Genomic DNA, 21333 nt, shown 5'->3' with positions numbered 1-21333 from the left:
ACCATGCCGAAATCGAAGCGCCACGAGCCGCAAGCCGAGTCTGAGAAGATCAGTCGTGCCACGCAAGCATCGGTGGGGCGAGCTGGCGCTTCGAAGGACGACGAAGACGACGTCGCGGAAAACGAACGTGATCTCGAGGCAAGCGACGCCGAAGCGGACGGCGACGGCGAGCGCGAAGGCCGTGCGGAAGCAGCGCCCGACGTCGACGATTTCCGCGCATTGCTGCAGGCCGAGCTCACGGCCGACACGATCCAGCATTACCTGAACCGCATCAGCGTGAAGCCGCTCCTGACCGTCGAGGAGGAGCAGCGCTATTCGCGTCTCGCGAAGGCCGGCGAATTCGAGGCGCGGCAGGTGATGATCGAGCGCAACCTGCGCCTCGTCGTCAGTATCGCGAAGGGTTACCTGAACCGCGGCGTGCCGCTGCTCGACCTGATCGAGGAAGGCAACCTCGGCCTGATGCACGCGATCGAGAAATTCGACCCGACGCGCGGCTTTCGCTTCTCGACCTATGCGACGTGGTGGATCCGCCAGAGCATCGAGCGGGCGATCATGAACCAGGCGCGCACCGTGCGCCTGCCCGTGCACGTGATCCGCGAGCTGAACCAGGTGCTGCGCGCGAAGCGCCACCTCGAAAAGAATTCGATGTCGACGGGCGAGGCGGCCGAGCGCCGCGAAGCCAGCATCGACGACATCGCCTATCTCACCGGCAAGACCGCCGAGGAAGTCACCGACATCCTCGCGCTCAACGAGCACACCGCATCGCTCGACGCACCGCTCGACCTCGATCCCGCGAGCAGCCTGCTCGATCTGCTGCCCGACGACCAGAGCCAGTCGCCCGACGCCGAGGTGCAGCACCGCGAGCTCGAGACGCTCACGCGCGCGTGGCTGTCACGTCTGTCCGACAAGCACCGCCACGTGATCGAGCGCCGCTTCGGCCTGAACCACATCGAACCGGCCACGCTCGAGGAGCTGGCGGACGAGATGGGGCTCACGCGCGAGCGCGTGCGGCAGATCCAGCAGGAAGCGCTGGTGCGCCTCAAGCGGTTCTTTGCCTCCAATGGCGTTCGCAAGGACGCCGTTCTGTAACTGATGACTCCGATTCTCGTTTTTGACATCGAGACCATTCCCGATGTCGACGGCATTCGCCGTCTGGAAGATCTGCCCGCGACGCTCGACGATGCCGCGGTGGCCGAACATGCGTTCGCCGCGCGCCGCGAGAAGACCGGCGGCGATTTCCTGCCGCATCACCTGCAGCGCATCGCGGCGATTTCCTGCGTGTTCCGCGACAACAACGGCTTCCGTGTGCGCTCGCTGGGCACCCCCCAGGACAACGAGGCGACGCTGATCCAGTCGTTCTACCGCGTGATCGAGAAATACACGCCGCAGCTCGTGTCGTGGAACGGCGGCGGCTTCGACCTGCCGGTGCTCCATTACCGTGCGCTCGTGCACGGGATTCCCGCGACGCGCTACTGGGATCTGGGCGAGGACGACCGCGAATTCAAGTGGAACAACTACATCGCGCGCTATCACTCGCGGCATACCGATCTGATGGACGTGCTCGCGATGTATCAGGCGCGCGCGAACGCGCCGCTCGACGCGCTCGCGAAGCTGTGCGGCTTTCCGGGCAAGCTGGGGATGGACGGCAGCCAGGTGTGGCCGGCGTTCCAGGACGGACGGCTCGAGGAAATCCGCAACTACTGCGAAACCGACGTCGTTAACACCTACCTGCTGTATTGCCGGTTCCAGCTGATGCGCGGCGGCCTCACGCCGAGCGAATATGCGGACGAGATCCTGCTCGTGAAGAATTCGCTTGCGCAGGAGCCTGCGTCGCATTGGGCCGAATACCTGGCCGGCTTCGACGCGTGACGCGGGCGGCCCGCGTCGCGGCCGCGATCAATCGACCTCGACCTCGAGCACGACCGGCTGGTGATCCGACGCGCGCACGTCGCCGTCGATCTCGCAGCGCGTGACGCGCGGCAGCAGCGTATCGGTCACGAACACGAAGTCGCACGCGAGCGGCCCGTCCGACCATTGCGCGGTGTCGTAGACGCCGGCGGTCGGCGGCGGCGTATGGCCCGCGTGCCGGGCAACCCACGCATCGACGAACGACGGCGCGTCCGCGATCGGCTCCAGCAGGCGCCGGTATGCATCGCTGTCGAACGCGCTGTTGAAATCGCCGCAGATGATCGCGTCGCGCGCCTGGCCGGTCGCGGTGAACGGTCCGGTGGCGTTCTCCGCCGGGGCGGGCTGGTCGGCGTGGGCGCACGCTTCGCGGTGCCGGGCGCGCATCGCATCCACCTGTGCGAGCCGCTGGCGCGCGGAATAGAATTCGAGGTGCGTCGTGATGATACGCAGCGCGCCCGACGGCGTCGTCAGCTCGACCTCCAGCGCGACACGCGGCATCGACGGCCCGCTGGCGTCGGCCGGCCACGGCAGCAACTGGCGCAGCACGCGTCCGACCGGCAGCCGGGTCGCGATCGCATTGCCGAACTGCCGGCGCGCCGCGTCGGGTTCGAGCGGCGGCAGGTCGGCGCCGATCGCCTCGAAGATCGTATAGCCGGGCAGCAACGCCGCCAGTTCGGTGAACTGATCAGGGCCCGGCTGGCCGGGCAGCGCGCCGAAGCCGCGCGTGACTTCCTGCATGCACAGCACGTCGAAGTCGCCGAGGCGGCGGGCGGCGGCGATGGTGCGCGCGAGGTCGACGACGCCGTCCGCGTCCCGACCCCATTGAACGTTCCAGTCGATCAGTCGCATGGTCGATTCTCCTGCAAGCAGAGAGCCAACCTGCGAGCAGAACTTGTGCCGCCGGTGGGTCGGCAAGACACTGCGCCTGCGGGCCCTTGTGCATTACGTGGCCCGTGGATGCATCCGTATGGGCACATGCGCGATGAAAGCGGGCGATGCGGGCTGGCGTCGTCTACAATCTCGCCTTCTTCAACGTTTGTCAGGAAAAGCTGGTGTCCGAAGCCGTCCCCACTTCTGCGCGCAAATCGAAAAATGCGCCCGTCGCGCCCGGGCCCGCCCCGGTTCTCGAGATCGAATCGCTCGACATGGAAGCGCGCGGTGTCGGCCGCACGGTGACCGAGGACGGCACGCCGGGCAAGGTCATCTTCGTCGAAGGCGCGCTGCCCGGCGAGCGTGTGACCTATTCGAGCTACCGTCGCAAGCCGAGCTACGAGCAGGCGACCGTGGTCGACATCCTGCGCCCGAGCGTGCTGCGCACGCAGCCGAAATGCGCGTTCTTCGGCACCTGCGGCGGCTGCTCGATGCAGCACCTCGACATGCGCGCGCAAGTGGCGATCAAGCAGCGCGTGCTCGAGGACAACCTGTGGCACCTGGCGAAGCTGCGCGCCGAGACGGTGTTCGCGCCGATCCATGGCCCGTCGTGGGGCTACCGCTACCGTGCGCGCCTGACCGTGCGCAACGTCGCGAAGAAGGGCGGCGTGCTGGTCGGCTTCCACGAAAAGAAGAGCAGCTATGTCGCCGACATGACGAGCTGCGAAGTGCTGCCGCCGCACGTGTCGGCAATGCTCGTGCCGCTGCGCCGGCTGGTCGAGGGGCTGTCGATTCGCGATCGCATGCCGCAGATCGAACTCGCGGTCGGTTCGCAAGTCACGGCGCTGGTGCTGCGCGTGCTGGAGCCGATCAATGCGGACGACGAAGCGCTGCTGCGCGCGTTCGCGGACGAGCACAAGGTGCAGTTCTGGCTGCAGCCGAAGGGCCCGGACACGGTGACGCCGTTCTATCCGCTCGACGTGCCGCTCGACTACACGCTGCCGGAGTTCGGCATCCGCATGCCGTTCAAGCCGACCGACTTCACGCAGGTCAACCATCAGATCAACCGCGTGCTGGTGGGCCGTGCGCTGCGCCTGCTCGCGCCGTCGCGCGACGATCGCGTGCTCGACCTGTTCTGCGGGATCGGCAACTTCACGCTGCCGCTCGCGCGACTGTCGCGCGAGGTGATGGGCATCGAAGGCAGCGACACGCTGACGACGCGCGCGCTGGCGAATGCGCGCGAAAACGGCGTCGATGGGCACACGACGTTCGCGTGCCGGAACCTGTTCGAAGTGACGGGCGACGATCTCCGTGCGCTCGGCGCGTTCGACAAGTTCCTGATCGACCCGCCGCGCGAAGGCGCGCTCGCGGTGTCGAAGGCGCTGGCCGAAATCGCGCAGAGCGGCGAAGGCCCGCTGCCGAAGCGGATCGTCTACGTGTCGTGTAACCCGTCGACGCTCGCGCGCGACGCGGGCCTCCTCGTACACGAGGCGGGTTACCGCCTGAAGGGCGCCGGGGTCGTGAACATGTTCCCGAATACGTCGCACGTCGAATCGATCGCGCTGTTCGAGCGCGGCTGAGCGGGCGGGCGTCGGACGTAAAAAAACCGGCCCGCGGGCCGGTTTTTCATGGGGTGGTGCGAACGTCAGTTGCGGTTGCCGCCGAAGATGCCGAGCAGCGCGAGCAGGTTCGTGAACACGTTGTACAGGTCGAGGTAGATCGCGAGCGTGGCCGAGATGTAGTTCGTCTCGCCGCCGTTCACGACGCGCTGCACGTCGAACAGCATGTAGGCCGAGAAGATCGCGATCGCGAGCACCGAGACGGTGAGCATCAGCGCCGGCAGCTGCAGGAAGATGTTCGCGACCGACGCCAGCAGGATCACGATCACGCCCATGAACAGCCACTTGCCGAGCCCCGAGAAGTCGCGCTTGCTGACGGTGGCGATCGTCGCCATCGAGGCGAAGATGATGCCGGTGCCGCCGAACGCGAGCATGATCAGCGACGGGCCGTTCGAGAAGCCGAGGATGAAGCTGAGCAGCCGCGACAGCATCAGGCCCATGAAGAACGTGAAGCCGAGCAGCACGAACACGCCGGCCGCGCTGTTTTTCGTCCGCTCGATCGCGAACATGAAGCCGAACGCGATCGCGAAGAACGCGAGCAGGCTCATCATCGGGCTCGTGGCCGCGAACAGCGAGAAGCCCGTCGCGACGCCGACCCAGGCGCCCAGCACGGTCGGCACCATCGACAGCGCGAGCAGCCAGTACGTGTTCCGCAGCACGCGGTTACGAACTTCGGCGGTGCTGACGGAACCGCCGCGGCCGAAATTGTACGGATAGTCGTTCATGGTTTCTCCTAACATTGAACGCGTGGGCGTCCGGGGCCGGTTCGGCGCGCGCGATGTGCGGCGCAGCAAACCGGGGCAGCTATGGCTAAGATACGTTCCGCGCCGCCAGGTTTCAATGCGGACGGCGCAAAAAACATATGGATTCGAAACCTTTCATTCGTGTAAGGGTTCAATCGCAATGATACACGGGATCGTGCTACAATAGCGGATTCATTTGAACCTGTAACTTCTTAATTTTTTGGAGTTTTTATGGCAATCGAGCGCACCCTGTCGATCATCAAGCCGGATGCGGTGGCAAAGAACGTGATCGGTCAGATCTACAGCCGTTTCGAAGGCGCCGGCCTGAAGATCGTCGCATCGCGCATGGCTCACCTGTCGCGTGGCGACGCAGAGAAGTTCTATGCGGTTCACGCAGCACGTCCGTTCTTCAAGGACCTCGTCGATTTCATGATCTCGGGCCCGGTGATGATCCAGGTTCTGGAAGGTGAAGGCGCGATCCTGAAGAACCGCGACCTGATGGGCGCGACGGATCCGAAGAAGGCGGAAAAGGGCACGATCCGCGCCGACTTCGCCGACAGCATCGACGCGAACGCCGTGCACGGCTCGGACGCTGCCGAAACGGCCGCGGTCGAAATCGCGTTCTTCTTCCCGGAAATGAACGTCTACTCGCGCTAAGCCCTGGCTGGCAACAAGTAGGCAGGATTCAGCGCAAGCGGCAAGGCAGCACATCATGACGAGCGAAACTTCCGTCAATCTTCTCGACTTCGATGCCGAGGGTCTTGTCGCGTACTGCGGCAGCCTTGGCGAGAAGCCGTTCCGCGCCAAGCAGTTGCAGCGCTGGATCCACCAGTACAACGCCGGCGATTTCGACGGCATGACCGATCTCGCGAAGTCCCTGAGAGAAAAGCTCAAGGGCCGTGCGTCGATCGTGATGCCCGAGATCGCCAGCGATCACGTTTCCACCGACGGCACGCGCAAGTGGCTGATCGACGTCGGAAACGGCAATGCGGTCGAAACCGTGTTCATCCCGGAAGAGACGCGCGGCACGCTGTGCGTGTCGTCGCAGGCCGGGTGCGCGGTCAACTGCCGCTTCTGCTCGACGGGCAAGCAGGGCTTCTCCCGCAACCTGTCGACAGCCGAAATCATCGGTCAGCTCCGGATGGCCGAATTTGCACTGCGTGCGTCGCTCGGTCGCGCGCCCGGTCCGAACGGCAAGGCCGAACGGGTCGTCACCAACGTGGTGATGATGGGCATGGGCGAGCCGCTGCTAAACTACAACGCGGTCGTGCCCGCGATGCGGCTGATGCTCGACGACAACGCGTACGGCCTGTCGCGCCGCCGCGTCACGCTGTCGACGTCCGGCGTGGTGCCGATGATGGACCGCCTCGGCGCCGAATTGCCGGTCGCGCTCGCCGTTTCGCTGCACGCGCCGAACGATGCGCTGCGCGACGAGCTGGTGCCGCTCAACAAGAAGCATCCGCTTCGCGAGCTCATGGCCGCGTGCCAGCGCTATCTGAAAGTCGCGCCGCGCGACTTCATTACTTTCGAATACTGCATGCTCGACGGCGTCAACGACACCGAAGCGCATGCGCGCGAACTGCTGGCCGTCACGCGTGACGTTCCGTGCAAGTTCAATCTGATCCCGTTCAATCCGTTTCCGGAATCGGGCCTCATCCGCTCGAAGCCGGAGCAGATCAAGCGCTTTGCACAGGTCCTCATCGACGCGGGTGTCGTCACGACCGTGCGCAAGACGCGCGGCGACGACATCGACGCCGCGTGCGGCCAGCTGGCCGGCGCCGTGAAGGATCGCACGCGCCTGGCGGAGCGAACGGGCGCAGCAGCAAAAATCATCGAAGTTCGGGCAATTTGACGGGGCGCGAGGTCGGGGCGGCCTGGCCCGGATGCCCGAGCCTCTTGGCGGTACAACACGCGAATAGCGATCGGTCGCGGCGCCCCGGCGCCGCGCATGATATGGACAGTTGCGGGTGCCGGCCGGCGCAAGCCGGCGGCGCTCGCCAGTGAAGAAGAATCGACGCGAGGACAAGGATGAGTGAGCCGCAGCCGACAAACGGCGCAGAGACGGATGCCGCGAAGCCGGCACCGGCGGGGTTGGAAACGCTGACGGCCGTCGGCAGCCGGCTGGCGCATCTCCGGGAGGCGAAGGGCTGGACGGTCGACGACGTGTCGGCGCGGCTCAAGGTCGCCCCGCAGAAGCTGCGTGCGCTCGAGGCCGGCGACATCAGCCATCTGCCCGGTGTGACGTTCGCGCTCGGCGTCGTGCGCAGCTACGCGAAGATGCTCGGCGTCGATCCGGAGCCGTTTGCGCAGGCGTTGCGCCGCGAGCGCGGCGTGCCGGAAGTCGATCTGTCGATGCCCGCGTCGTCGGGCACGGATCTGCCGCGCGGCCGCGTGTCGATTCCGCTCGGCGGCTCGTCGCGCCACCATCCGTGGCTGTGGGGGACGGCGATCGTCGTCGTCGCGGTGGTCGCGGTGCTCATGTGGCACACTGGCGGCGATTCGTCGAGCTGGCTCGCGCGTTTCAAGGGCGGCGACACTGACCATGCGTCGGCGGCCAGCGCGCCGGCGGCGTCTTCGGTCGAAGAGGCCGCCGCGGGCGGCGCGTCGGCGGTAGCCGGCAGCGATGCGCCGGCGCAGGTCGCGGCATCCGCCGTGGCGCCGCAGGTCGTCGCATCGGCAGCCCCAGCTGCACCGGCGCCGGCCCCAGCGGTCGCGGCGCCTGCGTCGCAACCGGTGGTGACGGCCGCGGCGAGCGGTGCGGCCGTGTCGGCCCAGCCCGCGAGCGTCGTGGTGGCGGCAGGCCAGTCGATGATCGAACTGAAGGTCAAGCAGGATTGCTGGTTCAGCGTGCGCGACAAGAACGGCAAGGAGCTGTTCTCGGCGCTGGTGCGGGCCGGCGAGACGAAGCAGGTCGCCGGCGACGGGCCGTTCAAGGTCACGATCGGCAACAAGGCAGGCATGGACGCGGTCGCGTTCGACGGAAAACCTGTCGATCCGGCAAAATATTCGGCAGCGCGGGGTAACGTGGCGCGGTTCACGTTGCCCTGATGTCAAGCGCCGTGGCGCGGGCCTGTCCAGCACAGGCCGCGAGGGCACGGCGCTTTTTCAATTCATGCGCCGCTTCGCGGCGCATTCCGCGTAAATGGATCTATCGATGCAATCCGAAGCTCAATCCCCACGCAGCAGTCAGATTTGTTCAACCGAGCCGGTGTTCGGCGGGCATCAGCCGCGTCGCGTGTCGCATGCGGTGGATGTTCGTTGGGGCGGGCAGCTCGTGACGATCGGCGGCGATGCGCCGGTGCGCGTCCAGTCGATGACGAATACCGACACGGCCGATGCGATCGGCACGGCGATCCAGATCAAGGAACTCGCGAACGCGGGCTCCGAACTGGTCCGCATCACCGTGAACACGCCGGAGGCCGCGGCCGCCGTGCCGGCGATCCGCGAGCAGCTCGACCGGATGGGCGTGACCGTGCCGCTCGTCGGCGATTTTCACTACAACGGCCACCTGCTGCTGCGCGACTACCCGGGCTGCGCGGAGGCGCTGTCGAAGTACCGGATCAATCCCGGCAACGTCGGCCAGGGTGCGAAGCGCGACACGCAGTTCGCGCTGATGATCGAAGCCGCGGCCAAGTACGACAAGGCGGTGCGGATCGGCGTGAACTGGGGCAGCCTCGACCAGGACCTGCTCGCGCGCATGATGGACGAGAACGGCGCGCGTGCGCAGCCGTGGGGCGCGCAAAGCGTGATGTACGAGGCGCTGATCCAGTCGGCGATCGGCTCGGCCGAGCGTGCGGTCGAACTCGGTCTCGGCCGTGATCGCATCGTGCTGTCGTGCAAGGTCAGCGGCGTGCAGGACCTGATCGCCGTGTACCGCGAACTCGGCCGCCGCTGCGGCTTCGCGCTGCACCTCGGTCTGACCGAGGCCGGCATGGGCTCGAAGGGCATCGTCGCGTCGACGGCCGCGCTCGGCGTGCTGCTGCAGGAAGGGATCGGCGACACGATCCGCATCTCGCTGACGCCGGAGCCGGGCGCGCCGCGCACGGGCGAGGTGATCGTCGGCCAGGAAATCCTGCAGACGATGGGCCTGCGCTCGTTCGCGCCGATGGTGATCGCGTGCCCGGGCTGCGGCCGCACGACGAGCACGCTGTTCCAGGAGCTCGCGATGCAGATCCAGACCTACCTGCGCGAGCAGATGCCCGTATGGCGCAAGGAGTATCCGGGCGTCGAGAAGATGAACGTCGCGGTGATGGGCTGCATCGTCAACGGCCCGGGCGAATCGAAGCACGCGAACATCGGCATCAGCCTGCCGGGTTCGGGCGAGAACCCGGCCGCGCCCGTCTTCATCGACGGCGAGAAGGTCAAGACGCTGCGCGGCGAGCGGATCGCCGAGGAATTCCAGCAGATCGTCAGCGACTACGTCGCACGCAACTACGGCCGCACCGAGGCCCTGAATTAATTCGTCCACACACACGATGACTGAACAGAAACGCAAGATCGAGAAGCTCACCGGCGTCAAAGGCATGAACGACATCCTTCCGCAGGATGCCGGCCTGTGGGAATTCTTCGAAGCCACCGTGAAATCGTTGCTGCGCGCGTACGGCTACCAGAACATCCGCACGCCGATCGTCGAACACACGCAGCTCTTCACGCGCGGCATCGGCGAAGTCACGGACATCGTCGAGAAGGAAATGTACAGCTTCACCGACGCGCTGAACGGCGAGAACCTGACGATGCGCCCGGAGAACACCGCGGCCGTCGTGCGCGCGTCGATCGAGCACAACATGCTGTACGACGGCCCGAAGCGCCTGTGGTACATCGGCCCGATGTTCCGTCACGAGCGTCCGCAGCGCGGCCGTTACCGCCAGTTCCACCAGGTCGGCGTCGAGGCGCTCGGCTTCGCGGGCCCGGATGCGGACGCCGAGATCATCATGATGTGCCAGCGCCTGTGGGACGACCTCGGGCTGACCGGCATCAAGCTCGAGATCAACTCGCTCGGCCTCGCGGAAGAGCGGGCCGCGCACCGCGTCGAACTGATCAAGTACCTCGAGCAGTTCGCCGACGTACTGGATGAGGACGCGAAGCGCCGCCTGTATACGAACCCGCTGCGCGTGCTCGACACGAAGAATCCCGCGCTGCAGGAAATCGCGCAGAACGCGCCGAAGCTGATCGACTTCCTCGGCGACGAATCGCGCGCGCACTTCGAAGGGCTGCAGCGCCTGCTGCTCGCGAACAACATTCCGTTCAAGATCAACCCGCGTCTCGTGCGCGGCCTCGACTACTACAACCTGACCGTGTTCGAGTGGGTGACCGACAAGCTCGGCGCGCAGGGCACGGTCGCGGCCGGCGGCCGCTACGATCCGCTGATCGAGCAGCTCGGCGGCAAGCCGACCGCCGCATGCGGCTGGGCGATGGGCATCGAGCGCATTCTCGAACTGCTGAAGGAAGAGGATCTCGCGCCCGAGCAGGAAGGTGTCGACGTGTACGTGGTGCACCAGGGCGAGACGGCGCGCGAACAGGCGTTCATCGCGGCCGAGCGTCTGCGCGACACGGGCCTCGACGTGATTTTCCACTGCAGCGCCGACGGCGCGCCGGCAAGCTTCAAGTCGCAGATGAAGCGGGCCGATGCAAGCGGTGCCGCGTTCGCGGTGATCTTCGGCGAAGAAGAGGTCGCGAACGGCACGGTGGGCGTGAAAGCGCTGCGCGGTGCGGGCGAGGAAGGGGAAAAGAACGTTCAGCAGACCGTACCGGTCGAAAGCTTGACCGAATTCCTAATCAATGCGATGGTTGCATCCGCCGAAGACGGCGACGACTGATCGCGCTCGCATTCGCTCGACAAGAAAAAGCCTGAACAGGAAGGAATCGCTCGCCGATGAGTTATCACGACGAACAAGAATCGATTGAAAGTGTCAAGGCGTGGTGGGCCCGCTGGGGCAACCTCACCACGTGGATCGTGCTCGCGGCGCTGGTCGTCGCGGCCGGTTTCAACGGCTGGAATTACTGGCAGCGCCGTCAGGCCGCCGAGGCTTCCGGGTTGTACGAGCAGGTCCAGAAGGCCGCCGCCGCGAACGACAAGGCGACGATGGCCCGCGCGGCCGCCGACATGGAAGACAAGTTCGCCCGCACGCCGTATGCGCAGATGACGGCCCTGTCGGCCGCGAAGACGCTCTACGCGGCAGGCGACGCCGCTGGCGCGAAAGCCCAGTTGCAGTGGGCTGTCGATCACGCCAGGGATGACGAGTACAAGCAGATCGCGAAGCTGCGTCTCGCGTCGCTGCTGCTCGACGAGAAGGCGTACGATGCGGGCCTCGCGCTGCTGTCCGGCACGCCGGTCGATGCATTCAAGGGCGTCGTGGCGGATCGCCGCGGCGATCTGCTGGCCGCGCAAGGCAAGACCGACGACGCGCGCGCTGCGTACAAGCTCGCGCTCGACGGCCTGTCGAAGGACGACCAGTCCGCGCGCCAGCTCGTGCAGTTCAAGCTCGACGCGCTCGGCGGCTGATTCCGGCCCCCTCAACCTCTTAACTCTGCTTCGCTAACCGATGAATTTGCTGAAACGTTACGCTGTGCCCGTAGCCTGCGCGGCGGCTGTCCTGGCATTGGCGGCCTGCTCGTCGTCGAAGGACGCGCGCCGCGTGCCGACGCCGCTCACCGAGTTCAAGCCCGTCATGGACGTGCAACAGGTCTGGAAGGCGAGCGTCGGCAAGGGCGGGCGCTACCTGTTCACGCCGGTGGCCGTGGGCGACGCCGTCTATGCCGCGGGTGAGAACGGTTCGGTCGAGAAGATCGACGCGAAGACGGGCCAGACGCTGTGGCGCTCGAAGGTCGGTTCGGACCTGTCGGCCGGTGTCGGCAGCGACGGCAACCTGACCGCGGTCGGCGCGCTCAAGGGCGGCGTGTTCGTCCTCGGCCCCGACGGCAAGCTGCTGTGGAAGACGAGCGTGCAGGGCGAGATCTTCTCGCCGCCGCTGGTCGGCAACGGCCTCGTGATCGTGCGCACGATCGACGGCCAGGTGATCGCGTTCAACGCGCAGACGGGCGAGCAGAAGTGGAACTACCGCAACCGCGCGGTGCCGCTGAACCTGCGCGTGTCGGCCGGCATGACGTTCGCGGGCGATGCTGCCGTGCTGGCGGGCTTCCCCGGCGGTGGTCTGGTAGCGATCAACCTGCAGACGGGCGAACCGTTCTGGCAGACGCCGGTGTCGTTCCCGAAGGGTGTGACCGAAGTGGAGCGCATCAACGACGTCAGCGGTCCGCCGACGCTCGTCGGTGCCGAAGCATGTGCGGTCACGTTCCAGGGGCAGATCGGCTGCTTCGACGCCAACTCTGGCCGTCCGCTGTGGGAAAAGGCGTTCTCGAGCCGCAGCGGCCTTGCGCAGGACGATTCGGTCGTCGCCGGCGGCGACGACTGGTCGGTCGTGACGGCTTACGACTCGGCGAGCGGCAACCAGCTCTGGCGCAACGACAAGCTGAAGAGCCGCGACGTCGGCGTGCCTTACCTGCTTGGCCATGCGGTCGTGATGGGCGACTACAAGGGCTTCGTGCACTTCCTGTCGCGCGAGGACGGCAGCTTCATCGCGCGGATGAAGACGGACGGCAGCGCGATTACCGCGGCGCCGGTCCTGGCGGGCAATACGCTCGTCGTGCAGACGAAGGACGGCGGCCTGTACGGGTTCCGTCCGCGCTGACGCGCACGCAACAGGCGCGATCGCGGCGCGGCGGGCTCGTCCCGCGCGCCGCGGTCGTGCGACACGAAGGCGGCCGGTGTTCCCGGCCGCTCGGTATTTGAAAGGCAGTTCGAAACGAAAGACCACGGCGTGCAACGCGCGCCCGGCGCGCGCATCCGGCGCGGCGCGAATTCGTGATATTTTCATTCAGCGCAGCCGCCCGCAGCAGCGGGCCTCCCGCTGCTGCGCATCACCGTAGAAAACACAGATGAAACCGGTCATTGCCCTTGTTGGGCGCCCCAATGTGGGGAAATCCACGCTGTTCAACCGGCTCACGCGCTCGCGTGATGCGCTGGTCGCCGATTTGCCCGGCCTCACGCGCGATCGCCATTACGGCGAAGGGCGGGTCGGCGAACGGCCGTACCTGGTCGTCGATACCGGCGGCTTCGAACCCGTCGCGAAGGACGGCATCCTGCACCAGATGGCGCGCCAGACGCGGCAGGCCGTCGAGGAAGCCGACGTCGTCGTGTTCATCGTCGACGGCCGTAACGGGCTCGCGCCGCAGGACAAGTCGATCGCCGACTACCTGCGCAAGACCGGCCGGCCGATCTTCCTGGTCGTCAACAAGGCCGAGGGGATGAAGTACACGGCGGTCGCGACGGACTTCTACGAGCTCGGCCTCGGCGATCCGCGCGCGATCTCGGCCGCGCACGGCGACGGCGTGACCGACATGATCAACGAGGCGCTGGAAGTCGCGTACGCGGGCCAGCCCGAGGAAGCGGACGAAGACGATCCGTCGCGCGGCATCAAGATCGCGATCGTGGGCCGCCCGAACGTCGGCAAGTCGACGCTCGTGAACGCGCTGATCGGCGAGGACCGCGTGATCGCGTTCGACATGCCGGGTACGACGCGCGATTCGATCTACGTCGACTTCGAGCGTAACGGCAAGAAATACACGTTGATCGACACCGCAGGCCTGCGGCGCCGCGGCAAGGTGTTCGAGGCGATCGAGAAATTCTCGGTCGTGAAGACGCTGCAATCGATCTCCGACGCGAATGTCGTCATTCTTCTGCTGGATGCGCAGCAGGACATTTCCGACCAGGACGCGCACATCGCCGGCTTCGTCGTCGAACAGGGCCGCGCGCTCGTGATCGGCGTCAACAAGTGGGACGGTCTCGACGACCACGCGCGCGATCGCGCGAAAGCGGATTTGACCCGCAAGCTGAAATTCCTCGACTTCGCGAAATCGCACTACATTTCGGCCGCGAAGAAGACGGGCATCGGCGCGCTGATGCGCTCGGTCGACGATGCATACGCGGCGGCCATGGCGAAACTGCCGACGCCGAAGCTCACGCGCGCGCTGATCGAGGCCGTCGAGTTCCAGCAGCCGCGCCGTCGCGGCCCGGTGCGTCCGAAGCTGCGCTACGCGCACCAGGGCGGACAGAATCCGCCGCTGATCGTGATCCACGGCAACGCGCTCGACGCGGTGACCGAAACGTACAAACGCTACCTCGAAAACCGATTCCGCGAAACTTTCTCCCTGACCGGGACTCCATTGCGCATAGAGTTCCGTTCGTCGAACAATCCGTACGCGGACAAGGGCTGAACATGCCTGCCACGCACGTCCCGCAAGGGCTAGGCCGCATGGCCTGCTGCCGGGCGGGGCAGGCAAAATCAGCTATAGTGTAGCGATTGGCGCCGGATCTCTTTTTCTTCGGCGCCAAATTCAGATCAACCTGCAAAAAAAGATGGAGTACGCCATGAGCAACAAAGGGCAATTGTTACAAGACCCGTTTTTGAACGCACTGCGCAAAGAGCACGTTCCCGTTTCGATCTATCTCGTCAACGGCATCAAGCTCCAAGGGAACATCGAATCGTTCGACCAGTACGTCGTGTTGCTCCGTAATACGGTGACCCAGATGGTCTACAAGCACGCCATCTCGACGGTCGTGCCGGCGCGCCCGGTGAATTTCCACCCGGACGCGGAAGCGACCACGTCCTAACCTATCGCAGCGGCCGGCATCCGGTCGCCGCGAGCGACCGATGCCAGCCGCCTTATCTTGACACCCGATAATTTGATCAACGCAGCGCTCGTCGGCATCGACTTCGGCAAGACCGATTTCGAAGCCAGTCTGGAAGAACTCAGTCTTCTCGCCTCCAGTGCGGGGGCCCGTCCCGCCGTCACCCTCACCGGTCGTCGCGCCAGTCCCGATGCCAAGATGTTCATCGGCAGCGGCAAAGCCGAAGAACTCCGGCTCGCCTGCGACGCACACAACGTCGAAATCGTCATCTTCAACCACGCACTGGCACCGGCCCAGCAACGCAACCTGGAGCAGGCGCTGAACAGGCGGGTGGTCGATCGCACGAGCCTCATCCTCGATATCTTCGCGCAGCGCGCCCGCAGCCACGAAGGCAAGCTGCAGGTCGAGCTTGCGCAGCTGCAATACCTGTCGACCCGGCTGATTCGCGCATGGACCCACCTGGAGCGGCAAAAGGGTGGTATCGGCCTGCGCGGCCCCGGCGAAACCCAGCTCGAAACCGACCGCCGGCTGATTGGCGAGCGCATCAAGATGCTGAAGTCGCGGCTCGACCGGCTGCGCCGGCAACACAGCACGCAGCGTCGCCAGCGCGCGCGCAGCGGCACGATGTCGGTGTCGCTCGTCGGCTATACGAACGCGGGCAAGTCGACGCTGTTCAATGCGCTGACGAAGGCGCAGGCCTATGCGGCCGACCAGCTGTTCGCCACGCTCGACACGACGTCGCGGCGCGTGTACCTGGGTGACGAGGTCGGCCAGATCGTCGTGTCCGATACGGTCGGGTTCATCCGCGAACTGCCTCACCAGCTGGTTGCCGCATTCCGCGCGACCCTCGAGGAAACGATCCATGCGGATTTGCTGCTGCACGTGGTCGATGCGTCGAGCGCGGTGCGGCTCGAACAGATCGAGCAGGTGAACGGCGTGCTGCACGAAATCGGCGCCGACACGATCCGGCAGGTGCTGGTGTTCAACAAGATCGACGCCGTGCCCGAGCTGGCGGCCCGCGGCGACGCGGTCGAGCGAGACGAGTATGGTAATATTTCGCGCGTCTTTTTGAGCGCGCGCACCGGTCAGGGTCTCGACACGTTGCGTGCCGCCATCGCCGAAATCGCCTCCGCGGAACACCTTACCGGCGCGACGTTACCCAACGGCGCGCTCGACGGCGCTCCCGCAGAACCACACGAAGACCACACGATTTCCGAACACGGGCGCTAACCGGCCCCGGCCGGTTCGCTGACGTCCCATCTGGTGAACAAACTCTGGTGAACGAATACAACGAGCGGAGTACCTGGCGGCGGATGCGCGCCTTGCTGTCGATCAACGATCCCCGCTGGGGACGCGGCGAAGGCAAGGGCAACGACGCATCCCGTCCGCGTGCGAACGAATCGAAGCGTCCGCCCGGTGGCGACGGTGACGGTCCGCCCGATCTCGACGAGATGTGGCGCAACTTCAACCGGCGTCTGAGCGGCCTGTTCGGCGGCAAGGGCGGCAAGGGCTTCCGGCCCGACAACGGCCGGGCCGCGCGCGTCGGCGTCGGCATCGTGATCGGCGTGCTGGTCGCGGTCTACGCGGGCAGCGGGCTGTTCGTCGTGCAGGACGGCCAGACGGGCGTCGTGCTGCAGTTCGGCAAATTGTCCGGCACGGTCGGTCAGGGCGTGCACTGGCGCGCGCCGTATCCGTTCGCGTCGCACGAGATCGTCGACACGTCGCAGGTCCGCTCGATCGAGATCGGCCGCAACAACGTCGTGCGTCTCGCGAACGTGAAGGAGGCGGCGATGCTGACGCGCGACGCCGACATCGTCGACGTGCGCTTCGTCGTCCAGTACCGGATCCGTTCGGCAACCGATTACCTGTTCCGCAGCGTCGACCCCGAGCGCGGCGTGTCGGAGGCCGCGCAGGCCGCGGTGCGCGCGATCGTCGGCACGCGCAGCGCGGCCGACATGCTGAATCAGGACCGCGACGCGCTGCGCGAGCAGCTGTCCGCCGCGATCCAGCGCGATCTCGATCGCTACCAGTCGGGGCTCGAGGTCACGGCCGTCACGATGCAGAGCGTCGCGGCGCCGGAGCAGACGCAAGCCGCGTACGCCGAAGTCGCGAAGGCGCGCGATGAGCGCGAGGCCGCCAAGCGTACCGCGCAGGCCTATGCGAACGACCTGCTGCCGAAGGCGCAGGGCAATGCCGCGAAACTCGTCGACGAAGCGAAGGCGTATGCCGATCGCGTGGTCACCGAGGCCGAAGGCGACGCCGACCGCTTCAAGCAGGTCTATGCGCAGTATTCGAAGGCGCCCGCGGTGATTCGCGAGCGGATGTACCTCGAGACGATGCAGGAAATCTATTCGAACGCGACGAAGGTGTTCGTCGGCAACAAGGGCAGCAACGTCGTGTACCTGCCGCTCGACAAGCTCGTCGAGCAGGGGCGACAAAACGCCGCGAGCGCCACGAATGCCGCGACGCCCGCCGGCGCATCCGCGCCCGACGCAGCGTCGGCGCCGGCCGGCGCGGTGGCGAGCGTGCCCGCGAGCGCGGCCTCGGCTTCGGCCGCGGCGGCGCCCGCACCGGGCAGCGACGTGCTGCGGTCGCGCGAAGCGTTCCGCAGCCGCTCGCGCGAAGACGATACGAAGTAACGGGAGCGCAGAACATGAACCGAATCATTGCGCTCGTCGTCGCAATCGTGATCGTCGCCTTCGCGGCGTCGTCGACCGTGCTGACCGTCGATCCGCGCCACACGGCCGTGCTGTCGGGCCGCGACGGCACGCAGCCCGAACTCGCGGGCCCCGGCATCCATTTCAAGCTGCCGCCGCCGCTGCAGACGGCGACGCTGATCGACACGCGCCTGCAATCGCTCGAATCGTCGGATCCGCTGCAACTGGCGACCGAAGACAAGCACGATCTGCTCGTCACGTATGCGGTCAAGTACCGGATCAGCGATCCGATGAAGTACTTCACGGCGACGAGCGGCGACTCGGCCACCGCCGCCGAGCGTCTGGCCGGCGCGCTGAAGGGCGCGCTCGGTGACGCGTTCGGCAAGCGTGCGCTCGACGACGCGCTCGGCGGACAGCGCGACATCGCCAATGCGGCTCGCGATGCGGTGCGCGCGCAGGCATCCGGCTTCGGCGTCGACGTGGTCGACGTCCAGTTGACGCGCGTCGACTTGCCGGCCGCGCAGGCCGACGCCGTCTATCAGCGGATGATTGCCGCGCTGCGCGCGCAGGCCGCGCAGGTGCGCGCGGATGGCGCTGCGGATGTCGAACAGATCAAGGCCGATGCGGAGCGCGAACAGCAGGCGGTGCTCGCGAATGCGTACAAGTCCGCGCAGACGATCAAGGGTGAGGGCGATGCGAAGGCCGCGTCGATCGCCGCCGACGCGTTCGGCCAGGATCCGCAGTTCTACCAGTTCTACGCGAGCCTGCAGGCTTACCGGAACACCTTCAAGCGCAACGACATCATCGTGGTCGATCCCGACAGCGAGTTTTTCCGTTTCATGCGCAGCCCGACGGGCGGTGCCGCACCGGCGGCACCTGCTCCCCGCAAACACTGACCTTGGGGCGCCGCGTCGAGCGGCGCCGTCGTTCGCATGGATCTGGCTGGTTCGTTGTTGCTCGCGGTAGCACTGATGCTGATCATCGAGGGGGCGTTTCCCTTCGTGTTTCCCGTCGCCTGGCGCGACACGTTTCGTAGAATTGCGGAGCGGCCGCCGCATCATATCCGGATCGGCGGGCTCATCGTGATGGCGCTGGGGCTCATCCTGCTGCTGCTCGCCACCTGAACGGAGACCTGAACGAGACGGCCAATCCGCCGTCCGTTCCGCACGATTCCGATTTCCGATTTCATCTCGTGGCGCGCGCGTCGCGCCCTGTTTCCCGTCGTAGGACCGTACCGATGTCGACCTGGTTACTTCCCGAGAATATCGCCGACGTACTGCCGTCGGAAGCGCGCAAGATCGAGGAGCTGCGCCGCAGGCTGCTCGACCGCTTCCGTTCGTACGGCTACGAAATGGTGATGCCGCCGCTGCTCGAATACCTCGAGTCGCTGCTGACGAGCGGCGGCGCCGACCTGCGCCTGCGCACCTTCAAGCTGGTCGACCAGCTGTCGGGCCGCACGCTCGGCCTGCGCGCGGACATCACGCCGCAGGTCGCGCGCATCGACGCGCACCTGCTGAACCGCCAGGGCGTCACGCGCCTTTGCTATGCGGGGCATGTGATGCATACGCGTCCGCGCGGCCTGCACGCGACGCGCGAACAGATCCAGATCGGCGCCGAAATCTACGGGCATGCCGGGCTGGAAGCCGATCTCGAGATCCAGCAATTGATGCTCGACGCGCTGCACCTCGCGGGGCTGTCGCGAATCCGTCTGGACCTGTGCCATGCAGGCGTGCTCGCGGCGCTGCTCGCGCGCGACGCGCAGGCTGCCGAGCGCGGCGAGTCGCTGTACGACGCGCTGTCGGGCAAGGACGTGCCGCTGCTGAACGAACTCACCGACGATCTCGGCGCCGACACGCGCGCGGCGCTGCGTGCGTTGCCGCATCTGTACGGCGACGCGAGCGTGCTCGACGAGGCGCGCGCGCGGCTGCCGGTGCTGCCCGAGATCACGCGCGCGCTCGACGATCTCGCGCAGCTCGCGGCCCAGGCGAAGGGCGTCGAGGTGGCGATCGATCTGGCTGACCTGCGCGGCTACGCGTACCACAGCGGCGCAATGTTTACGGCGTACATCGACGGCGTGCCGAACGCGATCGCGCGCGGCGGCCGTTACGACCACGTGGGGCAGGCTTACGGTCGCGCCCGCCCGGCGACGGGCTTCTCGCTCGATCTGCGCGAGCTCGCGCGGATTTCGCCGATCGAGGCGCGCGGTACCGCGATTCTTGCGCCGTGGGCGCAGGACGATGCGCTGGGCGCGGCCGTCGCGGCGCTGCGCGATGCGGGCGAGGTCGTGATCCAGGCATTGCCCGGGCACGACCACGTGCTCGACGAATTCGCGTGCGACCGATCGCTCGTCGAGCGCAACGGCGCATGGGTGGTCGAACCCCGTTAAAGAGGGGTTCGCGGGCCGTCGTTCGGCGTGCATATCGTTGAAGCGAAACGGAAAAATTCGGAATCGCCCGCGAACCTAGGTAGAATACGTTTTTAACCAGCTAACGAATCAACATGTCTGCCAGCGCAGTGAACGTGACTCCCGGGCGCAATGTCGTCGTCGTGGGAACGCAATGGGGTGATGAAGGCAAGGGCAAGATCGTCGACTGGCTGACGGACCACGCTCAGGGCGTCGTGCGTTTCCAGGGCGGTCACAACGCCGGCCACACCCTCATCATCGGCGGCAAGAAAACCATCTTGCGCCTCATTCCGTCGGGCATCATGCGTGAAGGCGTCGCCTGCTACATCGGCAACGGCGTCGTCCTGTCCCCCGAGGCACTGTTCAAGGAAATCGGCGAGCTGGAAGAAGCCGGCGTGAACGTTCGCGATCGCCTGTTCATTTCCGAAGCCACGACGCTGATCCTGCCGTACCATATCGCGATCGACCAGGCGCGCGAAGCGCGCAAGGGCGCGGGCAAGATCGGTACGACCGGCCGCGGCATCGGCCCCGCGTACGAAGACAAGGTCGGCCGCCGCGCGCTGCGCGTGCAGGACCTGTTCGACGCAAAGACCTTCGCCGACCGCCTGCGCGAAAACCTCGATTTCCACAACTTCGTGCTGACCCAGTACCTGGGCGGCGCAGCCGTCGATTTCCAGGCCACGCTCGACACGATGCTCGGCTATGCCGATCGCCTGAAGCCGATGGTGGCCGACGTGTCGCGCCGCCTGTACGACGCGAACAACGCCGGTCAGAACCTGCTGTTCGAAGGCGCGCAAGGCACGCTGCTCGACATCGACCACGGCACTTATCCGTTCGTCACGTCGAGCAACTGCGTCGCGGGTGCGGCATCGGCCGGCGCCGGCGTCGGTCCGCAGCAGCTGAACTACATCCTCGGCATCACGAAGGCGTATTGCACGCGCGTCGGCGCCGGCCCGTTCCCGAGCGAGCTGTACGATGCGGACAACCCGCAGCGTCAGGACCAGGTGGGCGTCACGCTGGCGAACGTCGGCAAGGAATTCGGCTCGGTCACCGGCCGTCCGCGCCGCACCGGCTGGCTCGACGCAGCCGCACTGCGCCGCTCGATCCAGATCAACGGCGTGTCGGGCCTCTGCATGACGAAGCTCGACGTGCTCGACGGCCTCGATGAAGTCAAGCTGTGCGTCGGCTACAAGATCGACGGCAAGGACGTGGACATCCTGCCGCGCGGTGCGGCCGATGTCGCGCGTTGCGAGCCCGTGTACGAAACCTTCGCCGGCTGGAAGGAAAGCACCGTCGGCATCAAGACGTGGGACGCGCTGCCGGCGAATGCGCAGGCCTACCTGACCCGTGTCCAGGAAGTGGCCGGCGTGCCGGTCGACATGGTTTCGACCGGCCCGGATCGCGACGAAACGATCCTGCTCCGCCATCCGTTCAAGGTGTAATT

The 21333-nt window shown here is 66.3% G+C and carries 20 protein-coding genes; 18 read left to right on the top strand and 2 right to left on the bottom strand.

The window, feature by feature from the left end:
- Nucleotides 1-3: 3 nt before the first annotated feature.
- Both rpoS and BAMB_RS08850 read left to right on the top strand, forming a co-directional pair.
- Nucleotides 4-1089: an RNA polymerase sigma factor RpoS gene (gene rpoS, locus BAMB_RS08855; protein WP_011657027.1), complete on the top strand. Its 1086-nt coding sequence runs from the start codon at nucleotides 4-6 to the stop codon at nucleotides 1087-1089.
- Between the two features lie 3 nt (nucleotides 1090-1092).
- Nucleotides 1093-1869: a 3'-5' exonuclease gene (locus BAMB_RS08850; RefSeq protein WP_011657026.1), complete on the top strand. Its 777-nt coding sequence runs from the start codon at nucleotides 1093-1095 to the stop codon at nucleotides 1867-1869.
- 27 nt (nucleotides 1870-1896) lie between these two features.
- Here BAMB_RS08850 and BAMB_RS08845 read toward each other — a convergent pair whose 3' ends face one another.
- Complete coding sequence (locus BAMB_RS08845; RefSeq protein WP_011657025.1) at nucleotides 1897-2757, bottom strand: endonuclease/exonuclease/phosphatase family protein; 861 nt, start codon at nucleotides 2755-2757, stop codon at nucleotides 1897-1899.
- 146 nt (nucleotides 2758-2903) lie between these two features.
- Between BAMB_RS08845 and rlmD the strand changes: the two genes are divergently transcribed.
- Nucleotides 2904-4358 (top strand): 23S rRNA (uracil(1939)-C(5))-methyltransferase RlmD, encoded by a 1455-nt coding sequence (gene rlmD / locus BAMB_RS08840; protein WP_011657024.1) that lies wholly within the window; start codon nucleotides 2904-2906, stop codon nucleotides 4356-4358.
- Between the two features lie 65 nt (nucleotides 4359-4423).
- Here the strand turns inward: rlmD and BAMB_RS08835 are convergent, their stop codons facing one another.
- Entirely contained in the window at nucleotides 4424-5122 is a 699-nt protein-coding gene (locus BAMB_RS08835; RefSeq protein WP_006755774.1) for a Bax inhibitor-1/YccA family protein, read from the bottom strand.
- A gap of 249 nt (nucleotides 5123-5371) precedes the next feature.
- On the opposite strand from BAMB_RS08835, the gene ndk reads away from it, so the two are divergent.
- The 15 genes from ndk to BAMB_RS08760 all read left to right on the top strand — a co-directional run bounded on the left by ndk (nucleotide 5372) and on the right by BAMB_RS08760 (nucleotide 21331).
- Nucleotides 5372-5797: a nucleoside-diphosphate kinase gene (gene ndk, locus BAMB_RS08830; RefSeq protein ID WP_006755775.1), complete on the top strand. Its 426-nt coding sequence runs from the start codon at nucleotides 5372-5374 to the stop codon at nucleotides 5795-5797.
- 55 nt (nucleotides 5798-5852) lie between these two features.
- Nucleotides 5853-6992 carry a dual-specificity RNA methyltransferase RlmN gene (gene rlmN, locus BAMB_RS08825; protein ID WP_011657023.1) on the top strand — a complete coding sequence of 380 codons (1140 nt, stop codon included), beginning with the start codon at nucleotides 5853-5855 and terminating at the stop codon, nucleotides 6990-6992.
- A 176-nt stretch (nucleotides 6993-7168) separates the two neighbouring features.
- Complete coding sequence (locus BAMB_RS08820) at nucleotides 7169-8188, top strand: helix-turn-helix domain-containing protein (RefSeq protein WP_011657022.1); 1020 nt, start codon at nucleotides 7169-7171, stop codon at nucleotides 8186-8188.
- Between the two features lie 106 nt (nucleotides 8189-8294).
- Nucleotides 8295-9599 carry a flavodoxin-dependent (E)-4-hydroxy-3-methylbut-2-enyl-diphosphate synthase gene (ispG, locus tag BAMB_RS08815; protein WP_012363994.1) on the top strand — a complete coding sequence of 435 codons (1305 nt, stop codon included), beginning with the start codon at nucleotides 8295-8297 and terminating at the stop codon, nucleotides 9597-9599.
- Nucleotides 9600-9615: 16 nt separating this feature from the next.
- Entirely contained in the window at nucleotides 9616-10956 is a 1341-nt protein-coding gene (gene hisS / locus BAMB_RS08810) for a histidine--tRNA ligase (protein ID WP_006754903.1), read from the top strand.
- Nucleotides 10957-11012: 56 nt separating this feature from the next.
- Nucleotides 11013-11642 carry a tetratricopeptide repeat protein gene (locus BAMB_RS08805; protein ID WP_011657020.1) on the top strand — a complete coding sequence of 210 codons (630 nt, stop codon included), beginning with the start codon at nucleotides 11013-11015 and terminating at the stop codon, nucleotides 11640-11642.
- A gap of 40 nt (nucleotides 11643-11682) precedes the next feature.
- Complete coding sequence (gene bamB, locus BAMB_RS08800) at nucleotides 11683-12828, top strand: outer membrane protein assembly factor BamB (RefSeq protein ID WP_011657019.1); 1146 nt, start codon at nucleotides 11683-11685, stop codon at nucleotides 12826-12828.
- Nucleotides 12829-13075: 247 nt separating this feature from the next.
- On the top strand, nucleotides 13076-14413 hold the full coding sequence (gene der / locus BAMB_RS08795) for a ribosome biogenesis GTPase Der (protein ID WP_006754898.1): 1338 nt from the start codon (nucleotides 13076-13078) through the stop codon (nucleotides 14411-14413).
- A 154-nt stretch (nucleotides 14414-14567) separates the two neighbouring features.
- The gene (gene hfq / locus BAMB_RS08790; RefSeq protein ID WP_006754897.1) at nucleotides 14568-14810 is read left to right on the top strand and encodes an RNA chaperone Hfq; all 243 of its coding nucleotides are present in this window, start codon (nucleotides 14568-14570) and stop codon (nucleotides 14808-14810) included.
- A gap of 72 nt (nucleotides 14811-14882) precedes the next feature.
- Nucleotides 14883-16058: a GTPase HflX gene (hflX, locus tag BAMB_RS08785; protein WP_175656188.1), complete on the top strand. Its 1176-nt coding sequence runs from the start codon at nucleotides 14883-14885 to the stop codon at nucleotides 16056-16058.
- Between the two features lie 47 nt (nucleotides 16059-16105).
- A complete protein-coding gene (hflK, locus tag BAMB_RS08780; protein ID WP_011657017.1) occupies nucleotides 16106-17467 on the top strand; it encodes an FtsH protease activity modulator HflK in 1362 nt (453 codons plus the stop codon).
- Nucleotides 17468-17481: 14 nt separating this feature from the next.
- On the top strand, nucleotides 17482-18381 hold the full coding sequence (gene hflC / locus BAMB_RS08775; RefSeq protein WP_011657016.1) for a protease modulator HflC: 900 nt from the start codon (nucleotides 17482-17484) through the stop codon (nucleotides 18379-18381).
- A 36-nt stretch (nucleotides 18382-18417) separates the two neighbouring features.
- A complete protein-coding gene (locus tag BAMB_RS08770; RefSeq protein WP_006755322.1) occupies nucleotides 18418-18609 on the top strand; it encodes a DUF2065 domain-containing protein in 192 nt (63 codons plus the stop codon).
- Between the two features lie 113 nt (nucleotides 18610-18722).
- A complete protein-coding gene (locus BAMB_RS08765; RefSeq protein WP_006755321.1) occupies nucleotides 18723-19871 on the top strand; it encodes an ATP phosphoribosyltransferase regulatory subunit in 1149 nt (382 codons plus the stop codon).
- A 113-nt stretch (nucleotides 19872-19984) separates the two neighbouring features.
- The gene (locus BAMB_RS08760; protein WP_006760651.1) at nucleotides 19985-21331 is read left to right on the top strand and encodes an adenylosuccinate synthase; all 1347 of its coding nucleotides are present in this window, start codon (nucleotides 19985-19987) and stop codon (nucleotides 21329-21331) included.
- The last annotated feature ends 2 nt before the right edge of the window (nucleotides 21332-21333 follow it).

It is taken from the genome of Burkholderia ambifaria AMMD (assembly GCF_000203915.1).
Lineage (GTDB): Bacteria > Pseudomonadota > Gammaproteobacteria > Burkholderiales > Burkholderiaceae > Burkholderia > Burkholderia ambifaria.
Note: the sequence above shows the minus strand (reverse complement) of the source record. Positions and strands in the feature narration are given on the sequence as shown.